Raw genomic sequence first — 25,704 nt, forward strand, 5'->3', positions numbered from 1 at the left:
AGGCTAGGGCGATGCGCCTGCCCGATTGACCATTTCGGCTGCGTGGGCAAGGGTCTGTTCCGTGATCTCCACCCCGCCCAGCATGCGCGCCAGTTCCTGTACCCGGTGGTCGTCCACCAGGGGCTGGATGCGGGTGGCGGTGTGATCCCGTCCCTTGTGCTTGCTCACCTGCAGGTGATGATGGGCCTGGGCGGCCACCTGGGGAAGATGGGTGACGCACAGCACCTGGCGATGCTCGCCCAGGGAGCGCAACTGCCGGCCCACCACCTCGGCCACCGCGCCACCGATGCCCGTGTCCACTTCGTCGAAGATGAGCGTGGCCGTGGGCAGGGCGCGGGCGGCGATCATCTGGATGGCCAGGCTGATGCGTGACAGTTCGCCGCCGGAGGCCACCCGGGCCAGTGGCTGCACCGGCTGGCCCGGGTTGGCGCTGACCTGGAAACTGATCTGGTCGGTGCCATGGGGCGTGGGCTGTCCCTCGGGCTGGGAGGCCACCTGGCACTGAAAACGCCCCCCCTCCATGCCCAGGCCCTGCATGGCCTCGGTGACCGCCCGTGACAGCCGATCGGCAGCCTTGTGGCGCGATTGGTGCAGGGCCTGGGCTGCCTTGCGGCAGTCCGCCAAGGCCGTGTTCACCGCCTGGTGCAGTTCGTCCAGATTGCCCATGCCCTCCTCCAGATCGGCCAGCTCATCCTGCATCTGGTCCAGAACCTGCGGGAGTGCCTGCGGTTCCACCCGGTGCTTGCGGGCGAGGTCCTGAATGGCGGCCATGCGTGACTCCACGAATTCCAGGCGCGCCGGGTCCATCTCCAGGCCATCGGCATAGCGTCTCAGCCAGTCTGCCGCCTCGCGGATCTGGATGTGGGCGGTGGCCAGCAGTTCCCGGGGTTCGCTCAGGCGCGCATCCAGCGACTCCCCTTGCTCCAGTTCCCCGGCAAAGTGCCCGATGAGCGACTCGGCGCTGTCGTCGCGCTCATACAGGGCCTGGTAGGCGGACTCCGCCATTTCCATGAGTCTTCCGGCATGGGCCAGTCGGCCGTGCTCCTCCTCCAGTTGGCTCCATTCCTCCGGCGCCAGTTCCAGGGCCTGGAGTTCTTCCACCTGAAAACGCAGCAGGTCCCGACGGTCATCCCGTGCCTGGCTGTCCTCGCTCAGGTCGGCCAGGCGGCTTGCCAGCTTCTGCCACTGGGCATGGCTCTGGCGCATGGTCGCCAGCCGTTTGGGATGGTCCGCGTATTCATCCAGAATGCGCCGCTGCACCTCCTTGCGCAGCAGTGACTGGTGAGCGTGCTGGCCGTGTATGTCCACCAGCATCTCGCCCAGGGTCTTGAGGGATTGCAGGGTGGCGGGACTGCCGTTGATCCAGGCCCGGCTCTTGCCGTCCCGGTTGACCACCCGACGCAGCAGGCATTCGCCGCTGTCCAGACCCTGTTCCTCCAGCCACGCAGAGGCCGCTGCCTCGTTGCCGATCTCGATCTGCACGCTCACCTCGGCACGCTGTGCCCCGTGGCGCACCGCGCTGCTGTCGGCCCGATCTCCCAGGACAAGGCCCAGTGCATCCACCAGGATGGATTTTCCGGCACCGGTCTCCCCGGTGAGGGCGGTCATGCCATCCGTCAGATCCAGCGAGAGTTCATCGACGATGGCGAAGTCACGGATATGGATATGAGTGAGCATGGCCTCGGGTGTCCGCTATCAGGTTTCCTCTATTGTAATCACATACAGTATCCCGGCGCACCCGGCTCAGGGTTGCTCACCCCAACCCAGCTTCACCCGGAGGATCTGCAGATAGTCGTAACCGGTGGGGTGGATCAGGTGAAGTTTGCGGGGTTTGCTCTCGATGATGATGCGGTCCAGCGGTTCCATGTCGATGGTGTCCTGCCCATCCAGGGCGGCCTGGGCCCGGGTACGGCTGTGTTCGTTGACGGCGATCTCGATGCGGGCACCGGCCGGCACCACCAGGGGGCGGTTGCTCAGGCCGTGGGGGCAGATGGGGACCAGGACCACGGCCTCCAGGCAGGGGGAGAGGATGGGGCCGCCCCCTGACAGGGCATAGGCGGTGGAGCCGGTGGGGCTGGCCACCACCATGCCATCGGCTCGCTGGGTGTTGACGAAACGGCCGTTGATCCAGGTATCGAACTCGATCATGCGCACCACATCACGGATGTGCATCACCACGTCATTGAGGGCATCGCCTTCCGCTACCACCTGATCACCGCGCATGACACGGGCGGTGAGCATCTGCCGGTCATCCTCCACGTACAGTCCCGACAGGATCTCGTCCAGCCGGCCCAGCATCTCATGGGGAGACACATCCACCAGAAAGCCCAGGCGCCCGGCGTTGATGCCCAGCAGCGGCACGCCGGCGTCCACCAGGGTGCGGGCGGCGGCCAGGAAGGTGCCGTCGCCTCCGGCAATGATGGCCAGATCGGCACGGGCGGCGATCTCTTCCCGGGAGACGGTCTCGCAGCCGCCGATGTCGCTCAGCCAGGGCACGGCGCTGCTGTCGAGCAGGACGTGGCGCTGATGATGCAGAAGGTGCGACACCAGCGCATCCAGGATGTGTGCGAGGGGCTGGTCGCCGGTTTTGGCAATGATGCCGATGGTCTGAAAATGCTGGTTCATGGGCGGATTATGGTGGAAATCCCGTCAGGAGGGTATGGGCTGGATCATGGCCTGATGGATGGGCGGGGGCGGGGGTTTCTTGACAGCCGGGGGCGCAGGAGTAACATGCGGTCCTGGCACTCTGCCCTGATGAGTGCCAAGGTGGCCCATGAAGACGACCCACACGAGCAACACGCAGCCTCTCAATGATCGCGCCCGCCGGCTCCTGCGGGCGCTGGTGGAGAGTTATGTCCGCGAGGGTCAGCCGGTAGGGTCGCGTACCCTGGCGCGCACCGCAGGCCTGGATCTGAGTCCCGCCTCGATCCGCAACGTCATGTCGGATCTGGAGGAGATGGGGCTGGTCAGTTCGCCTCATACCTCGGCCGGTCGGGTGCCCACGGCCCAGGGATATCGCCTGTTCGTGGACTCGCTGCTGGAGATCAAGCCCCTGGACAGCCAGGAAGTACGCACCCTCAAGGAGCGCCTGAACCCGGAGCTGGATACCAAGTCGCTGGTGGAGTCGGCGTCCGATCTGCTTTCCGCAGTCACGCAGATGGCCGGCATGGTGCGGGTGCCGCGGCGAGATCATGCCGCCCTGGTACAGATCGAATTTCTCAAGTTATCAGGGCGCCAGGTGCTGGCGATCCTGGTGATGAACAAGAACGAAGTGCAAAACCGCATCCTGCAACTGGATCGGGAATATTCCCACAGCGAGTTGCAGCAGATGGCCAACTATCTCAATGAGCACCTGGCGGGGCTGGACCTGCGCCAGGCCCGTGAGCAGGTGCTGCGGGAGATGAAGGCGGTGCGCGAGCACATGAACACGATGATGCTGGCCGCCATTCAGCTGGGTGAGCAGGCCTTCAGTGACCAGGAGCAGGACGACCAGGTGGTGTTCACGGGGCAGATTCACCTGCTGGACTACGCGGAACTGTCCAGCGTGGAGAAGTTGCGCAGCCTGTTCGAGGCCTTCACCGAAAAACGGGATCTGCTCACGTTGCTGGATACCTGCATCAGTGCCCAGGGTGTGCAGATCTTCATTGGTCAGGAATCGGGCCACAAGGTGCTGGATGACTGCAGCGTCGTGACGGCGCCTTACAACGTGGGCGGCCAGGTGGTGGGCGTGCTGGGGGTGATCGGGCCCACCCGCATGGCCTATGAGCGCATCATCCCGGTGGTGGACATTACCGCCAAGCTGTTGGGCGCGGCCTTGAATTCCCGAAATTGAATCCCACATAGGTGGCAGGAGAGAGCCTCGGGGCTGGCGGCGGTGGCCGTCTGGCACTCCGTGGCTTTGTCATGTCGAGAACAAGGGCCCCGCGCCGGGAGCGGGGGGCCAGGAACCAGTCACGTATTAGCCGAGCGGAGTTTTCATGGCGAACGACGAACACAAAGATGATGCGCAGGCCGCAGAGGATACCGCGGCCCCGCAGGAGCAGCAGACCGAATTCAATCCAGCCACGCTGCTCAAGCAGCTGGAAGAGGCCCAGGCCGAGGCTCGGGAATACTGGGACAAGCTGGTGCGCAGTCAGGCGGAACTGGAAAACCTGCGCAAGCGCGCCAAGCGCGACGTGGAGCAGGCCCACAAGTACGCCCTGGAGAAATTCGCCGGCGAATTGCTGCCGGTGCGCGACAGCCTGGAGATGGGGCTGGACGCGGCCCAGGGTGAGGCGGATGTGAACAAGATCCGCGAAGGCACCGAGCTGACCCTGAAGATGCTGGTCCAGGCCATGTCGAAGCACGGTATCGAGGCAGTGGACCCCGAGGGGGAGCGCTTTGACCCGGAGCGGCATCAGGCCATGTCCATGCAGGAAAACGCCGAACTGGAGCCCAATACGGTGATGACGGTGATGCAGAAGGGCTATGTCCTCAATGATCGTCTGCTGCGCCCGGCCATGGTGATCGTCAGTCGGGCCCCGGCCTCCGAGCCACCTCCGTCGCAGGATCCGCCGGCCGGACAGTAAGGCATCGAACAATGTAAACGGTCAGGGGTTGAAAAGCCCGTGAGCGCCCCCACGTACCGGGTAGTCCTGACGAATACAGTCTTGAAAGTCATCTGAAATCTGGAGAATCACCATGGGTAGAACAATCGGTATCGACCTGGGAACCACCAATTCCTGCGTCGCCTTGATGGAAGGCGGCAAGGCCAAGGTCATTGAGAACTCGGAAGGTGGTCGCACCACGCCCTCCATCGTGGCCTTCGCCGAGGATGGCGAAGTGCTGGTGGGGCAGTCCGCCAAGCGCCAGGCGGTGACCAACCCGACCAACACCCTGTTTGCGGTCAAGCGTCTGATCGGGCGGCGTTTCGAGGAGCCCGAGGTGCAAAAGGACATCAACATGGTGCCCTACAAGATCATCAAGGCGGACAACAACGACGCCTGGGTGGAAGTCCGTGGCAAGAAGATGGCGCCGCCGGAGATCTCCGCCCGCGTGCTGCAGAAGATGAAGAAAACCGCCGAGGACTACCTGGGTGAATCGGTCACCGACGCTGTCATTACGGTGCCGGCCTACTTCAACGATTCCCAGCGCCAGGCCACCAAGGATGCCGGCAAGATTGCCGGTCTTGAGGTCAAGCGCATCATCAACGAGCCCACTGCGGCGGCCCTGGCCTATGGTCTGGACAAGAGCCGTGGTGACAGCAAGGTGGCCGTGTATGACCTGGGCGGCGGCACCTTCGACGTGTCCATCATCGAGATCGCCGAGGTGGACGGCGAGCATCAGTTCGAGGTGCTGGCCACCAACGGTGACACCTTCCTGGGTGGCGAGGACTTTGACACCCGCCTGATCGATTACCTGGCTTCCGAGTTCAAGAAGGAGCAGGGCATCGATCTCAAGGGCGATCCGCTGGCCATGCAGCGCCTCAAGGAAGCCGCCGAGAAGGCCAAGATCGAGCTGTCCTCCAGCCAGCAGACCGACGTGAACCTGCCCTACATCACGGCCGACAACACCGGGCCCAAGCACCTGAACATCAAGGTGTCCCGGGCGAAGCTGGAATCCCTGGTGGAAGAGCTCATCAAGCGCACCATCGAGCCCTGCAAGGTGGCCCTGAAGGATGCCGGCCTGTCCGTGTCCGACGTGGACGACGTGATCCTGGTGGGTGGTCAGACCCGCATGCCCAAGGTGCAGGAGGCGGTGAAGGACTTCTTTGGCAAGGATCCGCGCCGCGACGTGAATCCGGACGAGGCCGTGGCCGTGGGCGCCGCCATCCAGGGCGGTGTGCTGGGCGGCGACGTGAAGGACGTGCTGCTGCTGGACGTGACCCCGCTGTCCCTGGGCATCGAGACCCTGGGTGGCGTGATGACCAAGCTCATCGAAAAGAACACCACCATTCCCACCAAGGCGAATCAGGTGTTCTCCACCGCCGAGGACAATCAGACGGCGGTCACCGTGCATGTGCTGCAGGGTGAGCGGGAGCAGGCCGCGGCCAACAAGTCCCTGGGCCGCTTTGACCTGACGGACATCCCGCCGGCGCCGCGTGGTGTGCCGCAGGTGGAGGTGACCTTCGACATCGACGCCAACGGCATCCTGAACGTGTCCGCCAAGGACAAGGCCACCGGTCGCGAGCAATCCATCGTCATCAAGGCCTCCTCGGGTCTGAGCGAGGACGAGATCGACAAGATGGTCAAGGACGCCGAGGCCCACGCCGAGGAGGACAAGCGCTTCCATGAACTGGTGGGTGTGCGCAACCAGGCCGACAACCTGATTCACTCGGTGGAGAAGACCCTCAAGGACATGGGCGACCAGGTGGAGGCCGACGAGAAGTCCAGCATCGAGTCCGCCCTTAACGACCTGCGTGAGGCCATGAAGGGTGATAGCAAGGAGGATATCGAGGCCAAGACGCAGAAGTTGACCGAGGTCTCCGGTAAACTGGCCGAGCGCATGTATGCTCAGCAGGCTGACCAGGGGGGCGCCGAGGGCGCTACCGCGGGTGCCGGTGATCAGTCCGGCGGCCAGGGCCAGCAGTCCACCCAGGATGATGTGGTGGATGCCGAGTTCGAGGAAGTGGACGACAAGAAGAAGTAAACCCGCACGCGGGGCCGCTACATGGGGTCCCGTGTCAGGCAATCAGGGTCCGCTGGCTGTCTTTATCCCCTTCGGGGGAGGAAGGCGGCCTGCGGGCTTTACCGTTTCTGAGTGACCCACGGTAATCATGGCAAAACGCGACTATTACGAAGTCCTGGGGGTGGCGAAGAACGCCAGCGAGGACGCGCTCAAGAAGGCCTTCCGTCGGATGGCCATGAAATATCACCCGGACCGCAATCCAGGCGACAAGCAGGCGGAAGACCGCTTCAAGGAGGCTCGGGAGGCCTATGAAGTGCTCTCCGACGCCCGCAAGCGGGCCGCCTACGATCAGTTCGGTCACGCCGGCGTGGACGGCGTCCGCGGTGGTGGCGGCGGCCCTGGGGCTGGCGGGGGCAGCTTCAGCGATATCTTCGAGGACATCTTCGGCGATATCTTCGGGACCAGCGCCCGGGGCGGTGGCGGCAGTGGCGCCTTCCGGGGGTCCGATCTCCAGTACAACCTGGAGATGACCCTGGAGGAGGCGGTGTTCGGCACGGACGTGAAGATCCGCGTGCCCACCCTGTCCACCTGCAAGGCCTGTAACGGCAGTGGTGCCGCGCCCGGTACCACGCCCGAGACCTGCGACACCTGTGGCGGCATGGGGCGTGTGCGCATGCAGCAAGGCTTCTTCTCGGTGCAGCAGACCTGTCCCCGTTGCCGTGGCACCGGCAAGATCATTCCCAAACCCTGCGGCACCTGCCGTGGCCAGGGTCGCGTGGAGGAGCGTCGCACGCTGACGGTGACCGTGCCGCCCGGCGTGGACAGCGGCGACCGCATCCGCCTTTCGGGCGAAGGCGAGGCCGGCATCAATGGCGGCCCGTCCGGGGACCTGTACGTGCAGGTGCACGTGAAGCCCCACCAGATCTTTACCCGCAAGGGCAGCGACCTGTACTGCGAAGTGCCCATCAGCTTCGCCACAGCCACCCTGGGTGGCGAGCTGGAGATCCCCACCCTCAAGGGCCGTGTGGCCCTGAAGGTTCCGGCGGAAACCCAGACCGGACGGCTGTTCCGTCTGCGTGGCAAGGGGGTGCGTTCGGTGCATGGCGGCGCCGAGGGCGACATGATCTGCAGCGTCAAGCTGGAAACCCCCATCAACCTCACCAAGGAGCAGAAGGAACTGCTGCAGCAGTTCGAGGCCAGCATGAAGGCCGGCGGGGAGCGTCACAGCCCCCAGCATGAGGGTTGGCTCGATGGTGTGAAGGGCTTTTTTGAAGACCTGAAATTCTGGAGAAAATCATGACGCCAGCGCGTATCGCCATTGTTGGTGCCGGCGGTCGCATGGGGCGCACCCTGATCGAAGCTGTTGGCCAGGCTCCGGGCCTGGAATTGACCGTGGCCACGGAACAGCCCGGCAGCAGCCTCCTGGGCAGCGACGCCGGTGAGTTGGCAGGGCAGGGGCGCCTGGGCGTGGCCCTGGAGTCGGATCTGGCCGCACTGACCGACCGTTTCGACCTGCTTATCGACTTCACGCGACCGGAGGGAACCCTGGACCACCTGGAGATCTGCCGCCAGGCGGGGCGGGGCATCATCATCGGTACCACCGGCTTCACGGATGAACAGAAGACGCGGATCAGCGAGGCGGCCCGGGAGATCCCGGTGGTCTTTGCACCCAACATGAGTGTGGGTGTCAACCTGTGCCTGCAGTTGCTGGACATGGCCGCCCGGGTGCTGGGCGACGAGGTGGACGTGGAAGTGGTCGAGGCCCATCATCGCCACAAGGTGGACGCCCCTTCCGGCACGGCCCTGCGCATGGGGGAGGTGGTGGCCTCGGCCCTGGGACGCGATCTCAAGGACTGCGCTGTCTACGGCCGTGAAGGTGTGACCGGGGAGCGGGATCGCAAGACCATCGGCTTTGAGACCATCCGCGCCGGGGATATCGTGGGTGAGCACACGGTGATGTTTGCCGGTCTGGGCGAGCGGGTGGAGATCACCCACAAGGCCTCCAGCCGCATGACCTTCGCCAAGGGGGCCGCCCGCGCCGCCACCTGGCTGGCAGGGCGCTCAGCCGGGCTCTATGACATGCAGGACGTGCTGGGTCTGCGCTGATTTCAGGCGGTGTTGACGGGGGCTGCATTGGACACCCCCGGGCCTGATCCGCTACTATTTGACCCATCCTTACGTTGTTGTCTAATCCTATCCGGGCTGGTCGGGCTGGTCTCGTCCCGCCCCTTCTGTATGCGTGTCGGAGGTCAGCTTGAAAACCACACCCGCCTTGTTGGCATTGGAAGATGGCAGCCTCTTTCACGGTCATGCCGTGGGCGCCGAAGGTCTCACCGTGGGTGAGGTGGTGTTCAATACCGCCATGACCGGATACCAGGAAATCCTCACGGATCCCTCCTACTCCCGTCAGCTGGTCACGCTGACCTACCCCCATATCGGCAACACCGGGGTCAACCCCGAGGACGAGGAATCCGACCGCCCCCATGCGGCCGGCCTGATCGTGCGTCATGTGCCCTCGCGCATGTCCAACTGGCGCGCCACCGAGACGTTGCCCGATTATCTGGTACGCCACGGCGTGGTGGCCATCGGCGGTGTGGATACCCGCCGCCTCACCCGTCTGTTGCGCGAGAAGGGCGCCCAGAACGGCTGCATCATGGCCGGCGAGGTGGATGAACAAAAGGCCCTGGAAGCCGCCCTGGGCTTCCAGGGCCTCAAGGGCCTGGATCTGGCCAGCGAGGTCACCACCCCGGAGACCTACACCTGGAATGAAGGTACCTGGGTGCTGGGCGAGGGCTACCGCAAGGCACCGCAAGCACAGCCCCATCACGTGGTGGCTTACGACTTCGGCACCAAGCGCAATATCCTGCGCATGCTGGTGGACAGGGGTTGCCGCGTGACGGTGGTGCCGGCCCGGACTCCGGCGGCCGACGTGCTGGCCCTGAAACCCGACGGCGTGCTGCTCTCCAATGGGCCCGGCGACCCGGAGCCCTGCGACTACGCCATCACCGCCATCCGCGAGCTGCTGGAGCAGAAGAACCTGCCCATTCTCGGTATCTGCCTGGGGCATCAGTTGCTGGGCCTCGCTGTCGGGGCGCAGTCCATGAAGATGAAGTTCGGCCACCACGGTGCCAACCATCCGGTGCAGGATCTGGCCACCGGGCGGGTGATGATCTCCAGTCAGAACCATGGCTTTGCCCTGGATGATGCCCAACTGCCGGACAACGTACGGCCCACCCACCGCTCCCTGTTTGACGGTACCCTGCAGGGCGTCGAGCTCACCGACCGCCCGGTACAGACGTTTCAGGGTCACCCGGAGGCCTCCCCCGGTCCTGCCGACGTGGCCCCGGGTTTCGACCGGTTCATTGACATGATGCGAGCCCGCGCCTCCTGAAGACGGCGCAAGCCGCGGCATCGCCAGACCCCATTCGCCCACCGGCGCGCCCGAGCGCGCCGCGTTGCCCACGGTAAGACATTCCATGCCCAAGAGAACCGATCTTAAGAGCATCCTGATCCTCGGTGCCGGCCCCATCGTCATCGGCCAGGCCTGCGAGTTCGACTATTCCGGCGCCCAGGCCTGCAAGGCCCTGCGCGAGGAGGGCTACCGGGTGATCCTGGTGAACTCCAACCCGGCCACCATCATGACCGACCCGGAGATGGCCGATGCGGTATACATCGAGCCGGTGGAATGGAAGACCGTATCGCGCATCATCGCGCGCGAGAAGCCGGATGCGGTCCTGCCCACCATGGGCGGACAGACGGCGCTGAACTGTGCCCTGGACCTGGCCAAGCATGGCGTGCTGGACAAACATGGCGTCAAGCTCATCGGTGCCTCCGAGGATGCCATCGACATGGCCGAGGACCGGCACCGCTTCCGCGAGGCCATGAGCGAGATCGGCCTGGAGTCGCCAGTGGCCTACATGGTCAACAGCTGGGAAGAGGCCCAGCGGGTGCAGCCGGACATCGGCTATCCCATCATCATCCGGCCATCCTTCACCATGGGCGGCAGCGGTGGCGGCATCGCCTACAACCGCGAGGAATACGAGGACATCGTCAAGCGCGGCCTGGATCTCTCCCCCATCAACGAGGTGCAGGTGGAGGAGTCCGTGCTGGGCTGGAAGGAATTCGAGATGGAGGTGATCCGCGACAAGGCGGATAACTGCATCATCATCTGCTCCATCGAGAACCTGGACGCCATGGGGGTGCACACCGGTGATTCCATCACCGTGGCCCCCGCCCAGACCCTCACCGACAAGGAATACCAGATCATGCGCGACGCCTCCGTGGCCGTGCTGCGCAAGATCGGCGTGGAGACCGGTGGGTCCAATGTGCAGTTTGCCGTGAATCCGGAGAACGGCCGCCTGGTGGTGATCGAGATGAACCCCCGGGTGTCCCGCTCCTCGGCCCTGGCCTCCAAGGCCACCGGCTTCCCCATCGCCAAGGTGGCGGCCAAGCTGGCCGTGGGCTTCACCCTGGACGAGCTGCGCAACGAGATCACCGGCGGCGTGACCCCGGCCTCCTTCGAGCCCTCCATCGACTACGTAGTCACCAAGATCCCCCGCTTCACCTTCGAGAAGTTCCCCAGTGCCGAGGCCAAGCTGACCACCCAGATGAAGTCGGTGGGCGAGGCCATGGCCATCGGTCGCACCTTCCAGGAATCCTTTCAGAAGGCCCTGCGGAGCCTGGAGACGGGCAATGACGGCCTCAACGGCAAGGTGGACCTGGGCAGCGAGGACGCCGACGCCGAGGTGCGTGCGCGCCTGGCTGATCCCGGTCCCGACCGGATCTGGTACGTGGGCGATGCCTTCCGCCTCGGGTACAGCGTCGAGCAACTGTTCGAGATGACCTGGATCGACCCCTGGTTCCTGGAACAGATCCAGGAGCTGGTGCTGATCGAGCAGTCCCTCAAGGATCGTTCGCTCAAGGAGATCGATGCCACCGAGATGTTCCGTCTCAAGCAGTACGGCTTCGCCGACCGCCGCCTGGCCACCCTGTTGCAGGAAACCGAGCGCACCGTGCGCGAATATCGCCACGGCCTCAAGGTGCATCCGGTGTACAAGCGGGTGGATACCTGCGCTGCCGAGTTCGCCTCCACCACCGCCTACATGTATTCCACCTACGAGGAGGAGTGCGAGGCCGAGCCCTCCAGTCGCGAGAAGATCATGGTGCTCGGTGGCGGCCCCAACCGCATCGGTCAGGGCATCGAGTTCGACTACTGCTGCGTGCACGCCGCGCTGGCCATGCGTGAGGACGGGTACGAGACCATCATGGTCAACTGCAACCCGGAAACCGTCTCCACCGACTACGATACCTCCGATCGCCTGTTCTTCGAGCCTTTGACGCTGGAAGACGTGCTGGAGGTCGTGCACCTGGAGCAGCCCAAGGGCATCATCATCCAGTTCGGTGGCCAGACACCGCTGAAACTGGCCCGCGACCTGGAGGCCGCCGGTGCGCCCGTGATCGGCACCACCCCGGACTCCATCGACCTGGCCGAGGACCGCGAGCGCTTCCAGAACCTGATCAACGAGCTGGACCTGATTCAGCCGCCCAACCGCACGGCCCGCAGCGTGGAAGAGGCCGTGCGCCACGCTGAGGCCATCGGCTTCCCCGTGGTGGTGCGCCCCTCGTATGTGCTGGGCGGCCGGGCCATGGAAATCGTCTATAACGAGACCGACCTGCGCCGTTACATGCGTGATGCCGTGCAGGTCTCCAACGATGCACCGGTGTTGCTGGATCGCTTCCTGGACGATGCCGTGGAGGTGGATGTGGATGCCATCAGCGATGGCAAGGAAGTGGTCATTGGCGGCATCATGCAGCATATCGAACAGGCGGGCGTGCATTCCGGTGACTCCGCCTGCTCGCTGCCCCCGTACAGCCTGAGCATGGAATTGCAGGACGAGATTGCCGAGCAGGTACGCAAGATGGCCGTGGGTCTGAACGTGGTGGGTCTGATGAACACCCAGTTCGCCGTCCAGGGCGGTAACAAGATCTTCGTGCTGGAAGTGAACCCGCGCGCCTCGCGCACCGTGCCCTTCGTCTCCAAGGCCATCGGCATGCCGCTGGCGAAGATCGCCGCCCGCTGCATGGCGGGTCGCAGCCTGGCCGAGCAGGGTGTGACCGACGTGATCCGGCCCAAGTACTTCTCCGTGAAGGAGGCCGTGTTCCCGTTCATCAAGTTCCCGGGGGTGGACCCCATTCTTGGCCCCGAGATGAAATCCACCGGCGAGGTGATGGGCGTGGGTCGCAGCTTCCCGGAGGCCTTTGCCAAGAGCCAGTTGGGTGCGGGCGTGACCCTGCCCACCGCGGGCAAGGCCTTCATCAGTGTGCGTGACGCCGACAAGGACGAGATCGCTCAGGTGGTGCGTCACCTGGCGGACAAGGGCTTTGAGTTGATCGCCACCAAAGGCACCGCTCAGGTGCTGGAAGACGCTGGCATTGCCTGCAAGCGCATCAACAAGGTCACCGAGGGTCGACCGCATATCGTCGACATGATCAAGAATGACGAGATCAGCCTGATCATCAACACCACCGAGGGTCGGCAGGCCATCGCCGACTCCTACACCATCCGCCGGGAGGCCCTGCAGCACAAGGTGAGCTACACCACCACCCTGGCAGGCGCGTTTGCCACCGTTGAAGCCCTGTCCTTCCTGGATAGCGAGAACGTGTACTGCCTGCAGGACATGCATAAGGAGAACCTGGCATGAGCAAGACGCCGCTGACGGTCCGTGGGGCCGAACTGCTCAAGGCAGAACTGCAGAAGCTCAAGAGCGAGGATCGCCCTCGGGTAATCGCCGCCATTGCCGAGGCGCGCGCCCACGGTGACCTGAAGGAAAATGCCGAGTATCACGCAGCTCGAGAGCAGCAGGGGTTCATCGAGGGGCGCATCAAGGAGTTGGAGGGCAAGCTCTCCAACGCGCAGATCATCGACGTGACCACACTGAATGCGGGTGGCAAGGTGGTGTTCGGCGCCACCGTGGATCTGCTGGATCTGGATTCGGATCAGGAAGTGAGCTACCAGATCGTCGGCGACGATGAGGCGGACATCAAGGCGGGTCGGATCTCCGTGAACTCCCCCATCGCTCGCGCGGTGATCGGCAAGGAAGAGGGTGATGAATTCACCTTCAACGCCCCGGCGGGCGAAAAGCACTACGAGGTCGTGGCCGTCCGGTATGTGTGAGGCCCCCTCACCCCGACCCCTCTCCCGCTAGGGGAGAGGGGCTTCGAAACGGGGCCAGGCCCTTCTTTGCTCCCTAGGGCAGTTTCACCACCGGCTTTTCCGGATTGCGCCGAAACAGGGTGGCAATGTTGCCGATCCGCTGCACCAGAGTCGCGCCGCTTCGTTCGCACATCTGCGCCACCACCTGATCCCTCAGCTCACGATTGCCCACCCCCACCTTCACCTTGATGAGTTCATGATGATTCAGGGCAATGTCGAGTTCTTCCAGCACGGCATCGGTCAGGCCGTGTCGGCCGAGGCTGACCACGGGTTTCTTGTCATGGGCCAGCGTGCGAAGGTGTTTGATCTGCTGAGGGGTGGGCATGGCGGTGAACAGGGTTCCGACTGAGATGGACAGGCCGCGCAGTTTGAGGGCTCGCTCGTCAACTCTCAAGTGCTGTCGCCCCAAGGCCCATCCGGTTGAGGTATCCTCACGCGCTCGTCCATTCACAGACCTCGCCCATCATGTCCCGCAGCAAAAGCAGCCAACGCTGGCTCAAGGAACATTTCAGCGACCCTTACGTGCAAAAGGCCCAGGAAGAGGGCTGGCGCTGCCGGGCCGTCTACAAGCTCCAGGAGATCCAGGAGCGGGATCGGCTGATCCGCCCTGGGATGCGGGTGCTGGATCTGGGGTCCGCCCCCGGGGGCTGGAGCCAGTATGCCGCAGGCCTGGTGGGCCGCAAGGGCTGTGTGATTGCCTCGGATATCCTGGAGATGGCTCCCCTGGAGGGTGTCACCTTCGTGCAGGGGGATTTTCGCGAGGACGACGTGCTGGATGCCATCCTCGCCGCCATGGGGGCCGAGATGGGGGATGAGCCCGCTGACCTTGTACTTTCCGATATGGCCCCCAATATCAGTGGAATGGATGCGGTGGACCAGCCGCGCGCCATGTACCTGGCAGAGCTTGCCCTGGACACAGCCGGTCGGGTGTTGAAACCTGGCGGGGATTTCCTGGTCAAAATTTTCCATGGCGAAGGGTTCGACGAGTACGTGAAGACCCTGCGCGGGCAATTCAACAAGGTGCAGATTCGTAAACCCCAGGCTTCCCGGGCCCGCTCCCGCGAGGTGTATGCGTTGGCCAGGGGCCGCAAACTGGTGTAAGGTCTGTGAAACCAACAGCACACCACGGAATAGTCGAGGTAGACCCTTGAACGAGCTGGTAAAAAACCTGATTATCTGGGCGGTTATTGCCATCGTGCTGATGTCGGTGTTCAACAACTTCACACCGCAGCAGCAGGAGGCTCAAGCCTGGTCCTATTCGGAATTCATTGGCGAGGTGAAGGCCGGACGCATTGACAGCGTCTTCATCGAGGACAAGACCATCGAGGGGCGCACCATCAACGGTGAGCAGTTCCGCACCCATGCCCCCGATGATCCGGGTCTGATCGGCGATCTGCTCAACAGCAACGTCGAGATCCGCGTCGACGAGCCCGCGCAGCGCTCCCTGTTCACGGACATCCTCATCAGCTGGTTCCCGTTCCTGCTGCTGATCGGCGTGTGGATCTACTTCATGCGTCAGATGCAGGGTGGGGCCGGTGGTCGTGGCGCCATGTCCTTTGGCAAGAGCAAGGCGCGCATGATGAGTGAGGACCAGGTGAAGATCACCTTCACCGATGTGGCCGGCTGCGACGAGGCCAAGGAAGAAGTCAGCGAACTGGTGGATTTCCTGCGCGATCCCAGCAAGTTCCAGAAGCTGGGCGGCAAGATTCCCCGCGGTGTGCTGATGGTGGGGTCTCCGGGTACCGGTAAGACGCTGCTGGCCAAGGCCATCGCCGGCGAGGCCAAGGTGCCGTTCTTCAGCATCTCCGGCTCCGACTTCGTCGAGATGTTCGTGGGTGTGGGCGCTTCCCGGGTGCGTGACATGTTCGAGCAGGCCAAGAAGCATGCGCCCTGCATCATCTTCATCGACGAGATCGATGCCGTCGGTCGCCAGCGTGGCGCCGGTATGGGTGGAGGTCATGATGAGCGCGAGCAGACGCTGAACCAGCTCCTGGTGGAGATGGACGGCTTTGAGGGAACGGAAGGCATCATCGTCATTGCTGCCACCAACCGTCCCGACGTGCTGGACCCGGCGTTGCTGCGCCCCGGTCGCTTCGACCGCCAGGTGGTGGTGCCGTTGCCGGATGTGCGTGGTCGCGAGCAGATCCTCAAGGTGCACATGCGCAAGGTGCCGGTGGATGACAACGTCAAGCCCGACCTGATTGCCCGCGGTACGCCCGGTTTCTCGGGGGCCGACCTGGCCAACCTGGTCAATGAGGCAGCGCTGTTTGCCGCCCGGGCCAACAAACGCCTGGTGGAGATGATCGACTTCGAGCGGGCCAAGGACAAGATCATGATGGGCGCCGAGCGCAAGTCCATGGTCATGAGCGAGGACGAGAAGAAGCTCACCGCCTATCACGAGGCTGGGCATGCCATTGTGGGGCGCCTGGTGCCGGAGCATGATCCGGTTTACAAGGTGAGCATCATCCCCCGTGGGCGGGCGCTGGGCGTCACCATGTTCCTGCCGGACGAGGATCGCTACAGTCACAGCAAGACGCGCCTGGAAAGTCAGATCTGCTCCCTGTTTGGCGGCCGTATCGCCGAGGAGATCATCTTCGGGCCGGACAAGGTCACCACGGGTGCGTCCAACGACATCGAGCGGGCCACCTCCATTGCCCGCAACATGGTCACCAAGTGGGGTCTTTCCGACCGCCTGGGTCCGCTGGCCTACGGTGAGGACGAAGGCGAGGTCTTCCTGGGTCGTCAGGTGACTCAGCACAAGCAGATGTCCGACGAGACGGCCCATGCCATCGACGAGGAAATCCGCCGGGTGATCGATTCCAGCTACGAGCGGGCAAAGACCATCCTTGAGGAGCACATGGAGAAACTGCACACCATGTCGAGGGCGCTCATGAAATATGAGACCATCGATGTGGAGCAGATCAACGACATCATGGAAGGGCGTGAACCCCGGGATCCGGACGGCTGGACCGGTGGTGATGAACCCGGTTCCGGCGACGGTGACGCCAGTGCCAAGGGTGATGGCAAGGACAAGGAAGGCAAGGGCATCATTGGTGGCCCTGCCAGTCAGACCTGAGCCCCGGATGCCGCCTCACGGCGGCATTTGAAGCCGGTAAGACAGAGAAGCCGCCCTCAGGGGCGGCTTCTCTGCGTCTGGCCCTGTCATGGTCCCGGAATGGCCCCGGAATGGCCATGAGTGCCCATGGCCGGTTATGATCCAGTTCTTTCACGGCCATGGTTTCGTCATGCAGTTTGGTCAGTACACCATTGATCTCACCCAGCCCCGCATCATGGGCATTCTCAACGTCACCCCGGACTCATTTTCCGACGGGGGTGCCTTCATTCATCCTGCCCAGGCCATTGAGCACGCGCTCACCATGGTGGAGGAGGGGGCCGATTTCATTGATGTGGGCGGTGAGTCCACACGCCCCGGCGCTGCATCCGTCCCTGTCGAGGAGGAACTGACCCGGGTCGTTCCCATCATCGAGGCCCTGGCGCCCCGGGTGCCGGTGCCGATTTCCGTGGATACCAGCAAGGCCGAAGTGATGCGGGCCGCCTGCGCCGCGGGTGCCACACTGATCAACGATGTGCGTGCCCTGCAGGACCCGGGGGCCCTGGAGATGGCAGCGCGGTGCGAGGTTCCCGTGTGCCTGATGCACATGCAGGGTCAGCCCCGCAGCATGCAGGTGGATCCCCGGTATGGGGACGTGGTGGCCGAAGTGCGCGATTTTCTGGCCGAGCGGGTGGTGGCTTGTCGGGCCGCAGGCATTTTGGCGGACCGCCTGTTGCTGGATCCGGGTTTCGGTTTCGGCAAGAACCTGGAGCACAATCTCACCCTGTTGCGCCGTCTCCCGGAGCTGGCCGTGGAGGGATTGCCGCTTTTGGTGGGGATGTCGCGCAAGACCATGATCGGCCGGATGCTGGGTGATGAGCGGCCAGCCTCGGAACGAATCCAGGGCAGCGTGGCGGCGGCCCTGCTGGCTGCCCAGCAGGGGGCCAGCATCCTGCGTGTGCACGACGTGGCGGCCACCCGGGATGCGCTGCGCGTGCTCCGGTCGGTGGGTGAGCCGTTCATTCACTGAAAACTCGGGCAAGCGCGCCGCTTCGCTGCGCCGAAACCCTCTTGATCAGGACAGGCTTGGATTGATGACTCAGGAAAGACAGTATTTTGGTACCGACGGCATTCGCGGACGGGTGGGGCGTTACCCCATGACGCCGGATTTCGCCTTGCGCCTGGGCTGGGCGGCAGGGCGGGTGCTGGCCCCCGATGGTGAGGGCCTGGTGCTGATCGGCAAGGACACCCGTGTGTCCGGTTACATGTTTGAGTCGGCCCTGGAGGCCGGCTTGTCGGCGGCCGGGGTGGATATCCGCTTGCTGGGCCCCATGCCGACGCCCGCGGTGGCCTACCTCACCCGTACCTTCCGGGCCTCGGCGGGGATCGTGATCAGCGCCTCCCATAACCCCTATTACGACAACGGCTTCAAGTTCTTCTGCACCAACGGCAACAAGTTGCCCGACCCGGTGGAGCTGGCCATTGAGGCAACCCTGGGTCAGCCCATGGAGACCGTGGATTCCGCGGATCTGGGCAAGGTGGAACGGGTGGTGGATGCAGCCGGTCGCTACATCGAATTCTGCAAGAGCACCATCCCGACCGGTACCCACCTGCACGGCCTGCGTATCGTCGTGGATTGTGCCAATGGCGCGACCTACGCGGTGGCACCCCATGTGTTCGAGGAACTCGGTGCCGAAGTGATCCCCGTGGGCGTCCGGCCCGATGGATTCAATATCAACGAGGGTTGCGGGGCCCTGCATCCTCGTGAGCTTCAGGCCGCTGTGCTGGCCCACAAGGCGGATCTGGGCATCGCCCTGGATGGGGACGGGGACCGTCTGATCCTGGTGGACGAGCGCGGCGATGTGGTGGACGGGGATCAGGCCCTGTGCATCATCGCCCTGGCGCGCCACCGGGACGGCATCCTGCAAGGAGGCGTCGTGGGTACCCTGATGAGCAACCTGGGTCTGGAACAGGCCATGGAGTCGGCAGGCATTCCCTTCAGGCGGGTGGCCGTGGGCGATCGTTATGTCATGGAGGCCCTGCATCACGAAGGCTGGTTGCTGGGTGGGGAGTCCTCCGGGCATCTGATTTGCCTGGATCGTACCTGTACCGGCGACGGGATCATTTCGGCGCTGCAGATCCTCGAGGTGATGGGCACCACCGGGCGGCCGCTTTCCGAATTGCAGCGGGGCATGGAAAAATACCCGCAGACCTTGTTGAACGTGCCCGTCAACCCAAGCGCTCGTCCCCACGGGTTGCTGGATACCCAGACCGTGCGCGAGGCGGTCAGGGATGCTGAATCCACCCTGTCTGGCCGTGGTCGCGTACTCCTCAGGCCCTCGGGCACAGAGCCGCTTGTGAGGGTGATGGTGGAGGGATCCGACATGGCCCTGGTGGGGCGCCTTGCCCAGGACCTGGCGGACTGCGTTCGCCACGCGGCCGAGCGTGCATCCTGAAATTGATTTATCGGCCGCGCGCAGGTAGGATTCCCCGCTTCATGATCCGGGGACGACAGGGGCCGGATTGCTCCCTCCGGGGAGGCAGAGGACCTCTGTGTTCAGCCGGGTGGGTGTCCATTTCACGGAGATGATCCATGCGTAGACCCCTGGTGGCTGGTAACTGGAAGATGAACGGTTCGCGCTCGGCGAACCAGGCCCTGATGCACGACGTGGCTGCTCAGGTGGCCGCTCTTGACTCGGTCGATGTGGCGGTCTGCCCGCCATTCGTCTACCTGGAGCAAGTGTCGTCGCTGGTGGGATCCGCGATTGCCCTGGGTGCCCAGGATCTTTCCGATCAGGACGAGGGCGCTCACACCGGCGAGGTGTCCGGAGCCATGCTCAAGGACCTGGGTTGCCAATACGTGATCGTTGGGCATTCCGAACGGCGCACCCTCTATGGTGAGGATGATGCCTTCACGGCCCGCAAGTTCGCCGCGGCGCGTCGCCATGGGCTCAAGCCCATCCTGTGCGTGGGCGAATTGCTGGAAGAGCGCGAGCAGGATATCACCGAAAAGGTGGTGGCCCGACAGTTGGACGCCGTGCTGGATCTCGAGGGTGTGGAGGCGTTTCGTGACGCCGTGGTTGCCTATGAGCCCGTCTGGGCCATTGGCACCGGTCGTACCGCCACGCCGGATCAGGCCCAGGCCGTGCATGCCTTCATTCGGGAGCGACTGGCGGGGCACGATGCCTCTGTGGCAGCGGGCGTGCAGATTTTGTATGGAGGCAGCGTTAAAGCCGACAATGCTGTCGAGTTGTTCAACCAAGCGGATATTGATGGCGGCCTGATCGGCGGCGCCTCACTCAAGGCGGCGGATTTCCTTGCGATCTGCAGGGCCGCCGGTCAAGCAGGATAAACCATGCTGTATAGCATTTTATTGGTAGTTCAGGTAGTCTTGTCCATCGGTTTGATCGTGCTGGTTTTATTGCAGCATGGCAAGGGTGCTGATGCAGGAGCGGCCTTTGGTAGTGGCGCCTCGGCTACCGTTTTCGGGGCTCGGGGGTCAGCCAATCTGCTCACGCGCGCCACGGCACTGACCGCCACGGGGTTCATCATCAATAGCCTGGTGCTCACCTACCTGGTGGCCAATAGGCCTGAGGCTCCGAGCGTCATTGACCTGATCGATACGACACCCCAGCGTGTTGAACAGCCGGCCAGCATGCCTCCGGAAGATGATGACTCCGGAGACGATGTCGGCCCGGTGGACGTCCCCAACTAAGAGGGATGCCACCCAGGCAGGTCACCCTCGGGGAGGCCTGTCCGAAGGAGTGGGGAGGAGGAGTTGCCTGTGGCGCCATGACGTTGCCACAGGTGAGTGGGGCGTCACAGGCCCCGTGTTCGTGATGCATCGTGCAGATGTGGTGGAATTGGTAGACACGCCGTCTTGAGGGGGCGGTGGCGAAAGCCGTGCCGGTTCGAGTCCGGCCATCTGCACCATTCTTCATTCAGGCGTCGCTGTCGTTCCGGCCATTTCTTGCGGCGCTGCACAAAAAAATCCAGCAGTATCAATGAATTAGTTTATTCTAATGCTTGACACCCTTATAACGGGTGCCATAGACTCCCCCGGGCTTTGAGAAATTCAGGGCACTTTCCAGCGGCCCCGATAACTAAAAACTAGGTGGCATGCGCGCTCTTGCATGCACACATAGCATCACCGAGGCCTGCCGCATGCATCGCCATGGGGTGGGAGGAGAGGAACATGCTCGAAAACTACCTGCCTGTATTGGTGTTCATCGGCATCGGCGTGCTCGTTGGGGTGATTCCTCTCGCTCTGGGCATGGCAGTGGGCCCCAGTCGCCCTGACGCCGCCAAGGGCTCCCCCTACGAATGCGGTTTCGAGGCCTTTGAGGACTCCCGCATCAAATTTGACGTCAGGTTCTACCTGGTCGCCATCCTCTTTATCATCTTCGATCTGGAAATCGCGTTTCTCTTTCCCTGGGCCGTCGCCCTGGATTCCATTGGATTGTTCGGGCTTCTGGCCATGGCCATGTTTCTGGGTATCCTGGTGATCGGGTTCATTTACGAGTGGAAGAAGGGGGCCCTGGAATGGGAATAGAAGGCGTCCTTGAAAAAGGCTTTGTCACCACCTCTGCCGACAAGCTGATCAACTGGGCTCGCACGGGTTCCCTGTGGCCCATGACCTTCGGGCTGGCGTGTTGCGCCATCGAGATGATGCACACCGGTGCAGCGCGATACGACATGGACCGCATGGGTGTGGTGTTCCGCCCCAGCCCCCGTCAATCGGATGTGATGATCGTCGCCGGCACGCTGGTCAACAAAATGGCCCCTGCGCTCCGCAAGGTGTACGACCAGATGCCTGAGCCGCGCTGGGTGATCTCCATGGGGTCGTGTGCCAACGGTGGTGGTTACTATCATTACTCCTATTCAGTCGTGCGGGGCTGTGATCGCATCGTCCCCGTGGACATCTATGTTCCCGGATGTCCTCCCACGGCCGAAGCGCTGCTATACGGAATCCTGCAACTGCAGAACAAGATCCGTCGCACTCACACCATCGCCCGCTGACGGGCGGCCTCCAGCCAGGATCTCATGATGAGCGAGAAACTCGACAGACTGGCCGCGTGCCTGGAGAAAAAGTTCAAGGGCCGGCTGCTGGGTCTGACCCAGGCGCGTGGCGAGATCACCATCCAGGTGGCGCCAGACGACTGGCTACCCTTGGCACGCATGCTGCGAGACGATCCCGAGCTGGGTTTTGAGATGCTCGTTGACGTCTGCGGCGTGGACTACATGGCCTATGGCGTGACCGAGTGGGCTACGGAGGCCTCCAGCAGCGAAGGCTTCAGTCGCGGTGTGGAAGCGGCGACCTTCGGGCGCTTCACTTTCGACGAGGCCCCAGCGGCTGGAGGACACGAGGGACCGCGCTTCGCTGCGGTCTATCATCTGCTTTCCATCTCCCATAATCACCGCTTGCGCGTGCGCTGCTTTTGTCCCGACGACGAATTCCCCGTGCTGCCATCGGCGGTGGAGGTGTGGTCCTGCGCCAACTGGTTCGAGCGTGAAGCCTTCGACCTTTTTGGAATCGTCTTCGAGGGGCATCCGGATCTGCGTCGGATCCTGACCGATTATGGTTTCGTGGGCCACCCCTTCCGCAAGGATTTCCCCCTGGTGGGGCATGTGGAGATGCGCTACGACCCGGAACAACAGCGGGTGATCTATCAGCCGGTGACCATCGAGCCCCGTGTGCTGGTGCCTCGGGTCATTCGCGACGATCACCGTTATCTGGATGACTCGGCCGAGGAGACATCCGCCGATGCCTGAGATTCGCAACTACACCCTGAACTTCGGTCCCCAGCATCCGGCGGCCCACGGCGTGTTGCGCCTGGTGCTGGAGATGGATGGCGAGGTGGTGCAACGAGCCGATCCACACATCGGCCTGCTGCATCGTGGAACGGAGAAGCTGGCCGAAAGCAAGCCCTACAACCAGAGTATCGGTTACATGGATCGGCTCGATTACATGTCCATGATGTGCAACGAGCACGGCTACTGCATGGCCATCGAGCGTCTGCTGGGCATCGAGCCTCCGCTGCGAGCCCAGTACATCCGGGTGATGTTTGATGAGATCACCCGCATCCTCAACCACCTCCTGTGGCTGGGCACCCATGCTCTGGATGTGGGGGCCATGACCATGTTCCTGTACTGCTTCCGCGAACGTGAGGATCTGGTGGATTGCTACGAGGCTGTGAGTGGTTCGCGCATGCATGCCACCTATTATCGCCCCGGCGGTGTGGCCCGGGATCTGCCCGACACCATGGCGCAGTATCAGCCGTCCCGCTGGAAGAGCAAGGCCGATGTGGCCGTTCTCAATAAGGAGCGCCAGGGTGGGTTGCTGGACTTCATCGAGGCGTTCACCGAACGCTTCCCCACCAAGGTGGATGAGTACGAGACCCTGCTTACCGAGAACCGCATCTGGCGCCAACGCACGGTCGGGATCGGAGTGGTCGATCCGGAACGCGCGCTGCAGCTGGGCTTTACCGGGCCCATGCTGCGTGGCTCGGGGGTGGAGTGGGATCTGCGCAAGAAACAGCCCTACGCCGCCTACGATCGCGTGGATTTTGACATCCCCGTGGGCGTTAACGGCGACTCCTACGATCGCTACCTGGTGCGCATGGAAGAAATGCGCCAGTCCAACCGGATCATCCGCCAGTGTGTGGAATGGCTGAAGAACAATCCCGGCCCGGTGCGTGTGGATGATCGCAAGATCATGGCGCCGGCACGGGAAGAGATGAAGGCAGATATGGAATCCCTGATTCATCACTTCAAGCTCTTCACCGAGGGCTACTGCGTGCCCCAGGGGGAGGCCTACGCCACTGTGGAGCATCCCAAGGGAGAGTTCGGCGTCTACATGATTTCCGATGGGGCCAACAAGCCTTATCGAGTGAAGGTGCGGCCGCCGGGTTACGTGCATCTTTCGGCCCTGGATGAAATGTCCCGAGGGCACATGCTGGCCGACGTGGTGACCCTGATCGGCAGCCTGGATATCGTTTTCGGGGAGATCGACCGCTGATGTCAGCCAATCCGACCCAACGCAAGTCCGACCTGCTCAGCGAGCACGTCCGCCATGAAATCGACGACTGGCTAGCCCGCTACCCGGAGGATCAGCGACAGTCCGCTGTGCTGGGTGCGCTGCGGGCAGTTCAGCATGAGCATGGCCACCTGTCCACCGAGATGATGGATGCAGTGGCCGACTATATCGGCATGCCCGAGATCGCCGTCTACGAGGCGGGCAGTTTCTACTCCATGTTCGAACTGCAGCCAGTGGGCAAGCACAGCATTTCGGTGTGCACCAACATCTCCTGCATGCTGCGGGGCGGCGACAAGATTCTGGAACACCTGGAGAACAAGCTGGGTGTCGGCCTGGGCGAATCGACCCCCGACGGCCGTTTCTTCCTCAAGCGCGAAGAGGAATGCCTGGCCGGGTGCTGTGGCGCTCCCATGATGCAGGTGAACCACGTCTATCACGAGCATCTCACCCCCGAGCGGGTCGATGAGATCCTCGACAAGCTGGACTGAGGCGGCCATGGCGAATCGTATCTGTTTCATCACCCGGGGTTTTGACGAACCCTGGACCTACGAGAACTACCTCAAGGTGGGTGGCTATCAGGCCCTGGAAAAGATCCTCAAGGGTGAGCTGTCACAAGAGGCGGTGATCGAAGAGGTCAAGGCTTCCAATCTGCGCGGACGGGGCGGGGCCGGCTTTCCTGCGGGCCTCAAGTGGAGTTTCATGCCCCGCACGGCGCCGGGCCAGAAATACGTGGTCTGTAACTCGGATGAGTCCGAACCGGGCACCTGCAAGGACCGCGATATCCTGCGCTACAACCCACACGCATTGGTGGAAGGCATGGCCATCGCCGGCTTCGCCATCGGCGCCACGGTGGGCTACAACTACATGCGAGGCGAGTTCCTGGACGAGCCCTACCAACGATTTTGCCAGGCCGTGAAGGAGGCCTACGAGCATGGCTGGCTGGGCAAGGATATCCAGGGATCGGGCATCGATTTCGACCTGTATCCCACACTCGGCGCCGGTGCCTATATCTGCGGCGAGGAAACCGCACTCCTGGACTCCCTGGAAGGCAAGAAGGGAATGCCGCGCTTCAAACCACCGTTCCCTGCCAACTTCGGGCTCTATGGTCGTCCCACCACCATCAACAATACCGAGACCCTGGCCTCGGTGCCCATCATCATCCGCGAGGGCGGGCAATGGTTTGCTGACATGGGGGTGGAGCGATCCGGCGGCGAGAAGCTGTTTTCGGTGTCCGGTCACGTGGAAAAGCCCGGCAATTTCGAGGTGCCCCTGGGCACGCCCTTCAGCGAATTGCTGGAGATGGCGGGCGGTGTCTGGAAGGGGCGCAAGCTCAAGGCCGTGATTCCCGGTGGCTCGTCAGTGCCGGTGGTGCCCGGTGACATCATGCTCAAGACCAATATGGATTACGACGCCATCGTCAAGGCCGGCTCCATGCTCGGCTCCGGGGCCGTCATCGTGATGGATGAGACCACCGACATGGTCAAGGCCCTGCAGAGGATCTCGCGGTTCTACTTCGCTGAATCCTGTGGCCAGTGCACGCCCTGCCGGGAAGGCACCGGCTGGTTGTACCGGGTACTGACACGGATCGTGGAGGGGCAGGGTCGCATGGAAGACCTGGAGCGACTGGACGACGTGGCCGCCAAGATCGAAGGTCGCACCATCTGTGCCCTGGGGGACGCTGCCGCCATGCCGGTGCGCAGTTTCGTCAAGCACTTCAGGCATGAGTTCCAATACTACATCGAGCATGGCCGCAGCCTTGTGGCAGACGCGGCCTGACCCATGGCGTTCGGTGCAACG

At 63.3% G+C, this 25,704-nt stretch carries 23 protein-coding genes and 1 tRNA gene; 21 read left to right on the forward strand and 3 right to left on the reverse strand.

Annotated features, from left to right (window positions below):
• Positions 1–3 precede the first annotated feature (3 nt).
• Both recN and LPW30_RS04955 read right to left on the reverse strand, forming a co-directional pair.
• Positions 4–1,677, reverse strand: a complete 1,674-nt coding sequence (gene recN / locus LPW30_RS04950) for a DNA repair protein RecN (RefSeq protein WP_239680241.1) — start codon at positions 1,675–1,677, stop codon at positions 4–6.
• Between the two features lie 66 nt (positions 1,678–1,743).
• Positions 1,744–2,625, reverse strand: coding sequence for an NAD(+) kinase (locus tag LPW30_RS04955; protein ID WP_025280920.1), 882 nt, complete (start codon positions 2,623–2,625; stop codon positions 1,744–1,746).
• A 148-nt stretch (positions 2,626–2,773) separates the two neighbouring features.
• On the opposite strand from LPW30_RS04955, the gene hrcA reads away from it, so the two are divergent.
• The 8 genes from hrcA (at position 2,774) to greA (ending at position 13,780) form a co-directional block, all read left to right on the forward strand.
• A complete protein-coding gene (gene hrcA / locus LPW30_RS04960; protein ID WP_025280921.1) occupies positions 2,774–3,832 on the forward strand; it encodes a heat-inducible transcriptional repressor HrcA in 1,059 nt (352 codons plus the stop codon).
• Between the two features lie 145 nt (positions 3,833–3,977).
• Positions 3,978–4,568 (forward strand): nucleotide exchange factor GrpE, encoded by a 591-nt coding sequence (grpE, locus tag LPW30_RS04965; protein ID WP_025280922.1) that lies wholly within the window; start codon positions 3,978–3,980, stop codon positions 4,566–4,568.
• A 112-nt stretch (positions 4,569–4,680) separates the two neighbouring features.
• Positions 4,681–6,627 carry a molecular chaperone DnaK gene (gene dnaK, locus LPW30_RS04970; protein WP_239680242.1) on the forward strand — a complete coding sequence of 649 codons (1,947 nt, stop codon included), beginning with the start codon at positions 4,681–4,683 and terminating at the stop codon, positions 6,625–6,627.
• Between the two features lie 127 nt (positions 6,628–6,754).
• Positions 6,755–7,906: a molecular chaperone DnaJ gene (dnaJ, locus tag LPW30_RS04975; RefSeq protein WP_025280924.1), complete on the forward strand. Its 1,152-nt coding sequence runs from the start codon at positions 6,755–6,757 to the stop codon at positions 7,904–7,906.
• The gene (gene dapB, locus LPW30_RS04980) at positions 7,903–8,712 is read left to right on the forward strand and encodes a 4-hydroxy-tetrahydrodipicolinate reductase (RefSeq protein WP_239680243.1); all 810 of its coding nucleotides are present in this window, start codon (positions 7,903–7,905) and stop codon (positions 8,710–8,712) included. The genes dnaJ and dapB overlap by 4 nt, the downstream gene beginning before the upstream one ends.
• Before the next feature lie 148 nt (positions 8,713–8,860).
• Positions 8,861–9,997, forward strand: a complete 1,137-nt coding sequence (gene carA, locus LPW30_RS04985) for a glutamine-hydrolyzing carbamoyl-phosphate synthase small subunit (protein WP_239680244.1) — start codon at positions 8,861–8,863, stop codon at positions 9,995–9,997.
• A gap of 85 nt (positions 9,998–10,082) precedes the next feature.
• Positions 10,083–13,307 carry a carbamoyl-phosphate synthase large subunit gene (carB, locus tag LPW30_RS04990; protein ID WP_239680245.1) on the forward strand — a complete coding sequence of 1,075 codons (3,225 nt, stop codon included), beginning with the start codon at positions 10,083–10,085 and terminating at the stop codon, positions 13,305–13,307.
• A complete protein-coding gene (gene greA / locus LPW30_RS04995) occupies positions 13,304–13,780 on the forward strand; it encodes a transcription elongation factor GreA (protein ID WP_025280928.1) in 477 nt (158 codons plus the stop codon). The genes carB and greA overlap by 4 nt, the downstream gene beginning before the upstream one ends.
• A 73-nt stretch (positions 13,781–13,853) precedes the next feature.
• On the opposite strand, the gene yhbY is transcribed toward greA, so the two are convergent.
• The gene (gene yhbY / locus LPW30_RS05000; RefSeq protein WP_025280929.1) at positions 13,854–14,144 is read right to left on the reverse strand and encodes a ribosome assembly RNA-binding protein YhbY; all 291 of its coding nucleotides are present in this window, start codon (positions 14,142–14,144) and stop codon (positions 13,854–13,856) included.
• A gap of 140 nt (positions 14,145–14,284) precedes the next feature.
• Here yhbY and rlmE point away from each other — a divergent pair, with 140 nt between their 5' ends.
• From rlmE to nuoF, 13 genes are all read left to right on the forward strand, one after another.
• Positions 14,285–14,920 carry a 23S rRNA (uridine(2552)-2'-O)-methyltransferase RlmE gene (rlmE, locus tag LPW30_RS05005; protein WP_025280930.1) on the forward strand — a complete coding sequence of 212 codons (636 nt, stop codon included), beginning with the start codon at positions 14,285–14,287 and terminating at the stop codon, positions 14,918–14,920.
• Positions 14,921–14,966: 46 nt separating this feature from the next.
• Positions 14,967–16,895, forward strand: coding sequence for an ATP-dependent zinc metalloprotease FtsH (gene ftsH / locus LPW30_RS05010; RefSeq protein WP_025280931.1), 1,929 nt, complete (start codon positions 14,967–14,969; stop codon positions 16,893–16,895).
• 136 nt (positions 16,896–17,031) lie between these two features.
• Entirely contained in the window at positions 17,032–17,901 is an 870-nt protein-coding gene (folP, locus tag LPW30_RS05015; RefSeq protein ID WP_238625023.1) for a dihydropteroate synthase, read from the forward strand.
• 64 nt (positions 17,902–17,965) lie between these two features.
• A complete protein-coding gene (gene glmM / locus LPW30_RS05020; protein ID WP_025280933.1) occupies positions 17,966–19,327 on the forward strand; it encodes a phosphoglucosamine mutase in 1,362 nt (453 codons plus the stop codon).
• 137 nt (positions 19,328–19,464) lie between these two features.
• The gene (gene tpiA / locus LPW30_RS05025; RefSeq protein WP_239680246.1) at positions 19,465–20,223 is read left to right on the forward strand and encodes a triose-phosphate isomerase; all 759 of its coding nucleotides are present in this window, start codon (positions 19,465–19,467) and stop codon (positions 20,221–20,223) included.
• Between the two features lie 3 nt (positions 20,224–20,226).
• Entirely contained in the window at positions 20,227–20,586 is a 360-nt protein-coding gene (gene secG, locus LPW30_RS05030; RefSeq protein WP_025280935.1) for a preprotein translocase subunit SecG, read from the forward strand.
• Positions 20,587–20,719: 133 nt separating this feature from the next.
• Positions 20,720–20,804 (forward strand) — tRNA-Leu (locus LPW30_RS05035).
• 262 nt (positions 20,805–21,066) lie between these two features.
• Entirely contained in the window at positions 21,067–21,423 is a 357-nt protein-coding gene (locus LPW30_RS05040) for an NADH-quinone oxidoreductase subunit A (RefSeq protein ID WP_025280936.1), read from the forward strand.
• Positions 21,414–21,890 (forward strand): NuoB/complex I 20 kDa subunit family protein, encoded by a 477-nt coding sequence (locus tag LPW30_RS05045; protein ID WP_025280937.1) that lies wholly within the window; start codon positions 21,414–21,416, stop codon positions 21,888–21,890. The genes LPW30_RS05040 and LPW30_RS05045 overlap by 10 nt, the downstream gene beginning before the upstream one ends.
• A 27-nt stretch (positions 21,891–21,917) precedes the next feature.
• Positions 21,918–22,643 (forward strand): NADH-quinone oxidoreductase subunit C, encoded by a 726-nt coding sequence (locus LPW30_RS05050; protein WP_025280938.1) that lies wholly within the window; start codon positions 21,918–21,920, stop codon positions 22,641–22,643.
• Entirely contained in the window at positions 22,636–23,889 is a 1,254-nt protein-coding gene (locus tag LPW30_RS05055; protein WP_025280939.1) for an NADH-quinone oxidoreductase subunit D, read from the forward strand. Before LPW30_RS05050 ends, LPW30_RS05055 begins: the two co-directional genes overlap by 8 nt.
• Positions 23,889–24,395, forward strand: a complete 507-nt coding sequence (locus LPW30_RS05060) for an NADH-quinone oxidoreductase subunit NuoE family protein (RefSeq protein WP_025280940.1) — start codon at positions 23,889–23,891, stop codon at positions 24,393–24,395. The genes LPW30_RS05055 and LPW30_RS05060 overlap by 1 nt, the downstream gene beginning before the upstream one ends.
• 7 nt (positions 24,396–24,402) lie before the next feature.
• Positions 24,403–25,683, forward strand: a complete 1,281-nt coding sequence (gene nuoF, locus LPW30_RS05065; protein ID WP_239680247.1) for an NADH-quinone oxidoreductase subunit NuoF — start codon at positions 24,403–24,405, stop codon at positions 25,681–25,683.
• Positions 25,684–25,704: the final 21 nt, after the last annotated feature.

The organism is Ectothiorhodospira variabilis (genome assembly GCF_022227625.1).
Classification (GTDB): Bacteria; Pseudomonadota; Gammaproteobacteria; order Ectothiorhodospirales; family Ectothiorhodospiraceae; genus Ectothiorhodospira; species Ectothiorhodospira haloalkaliphila.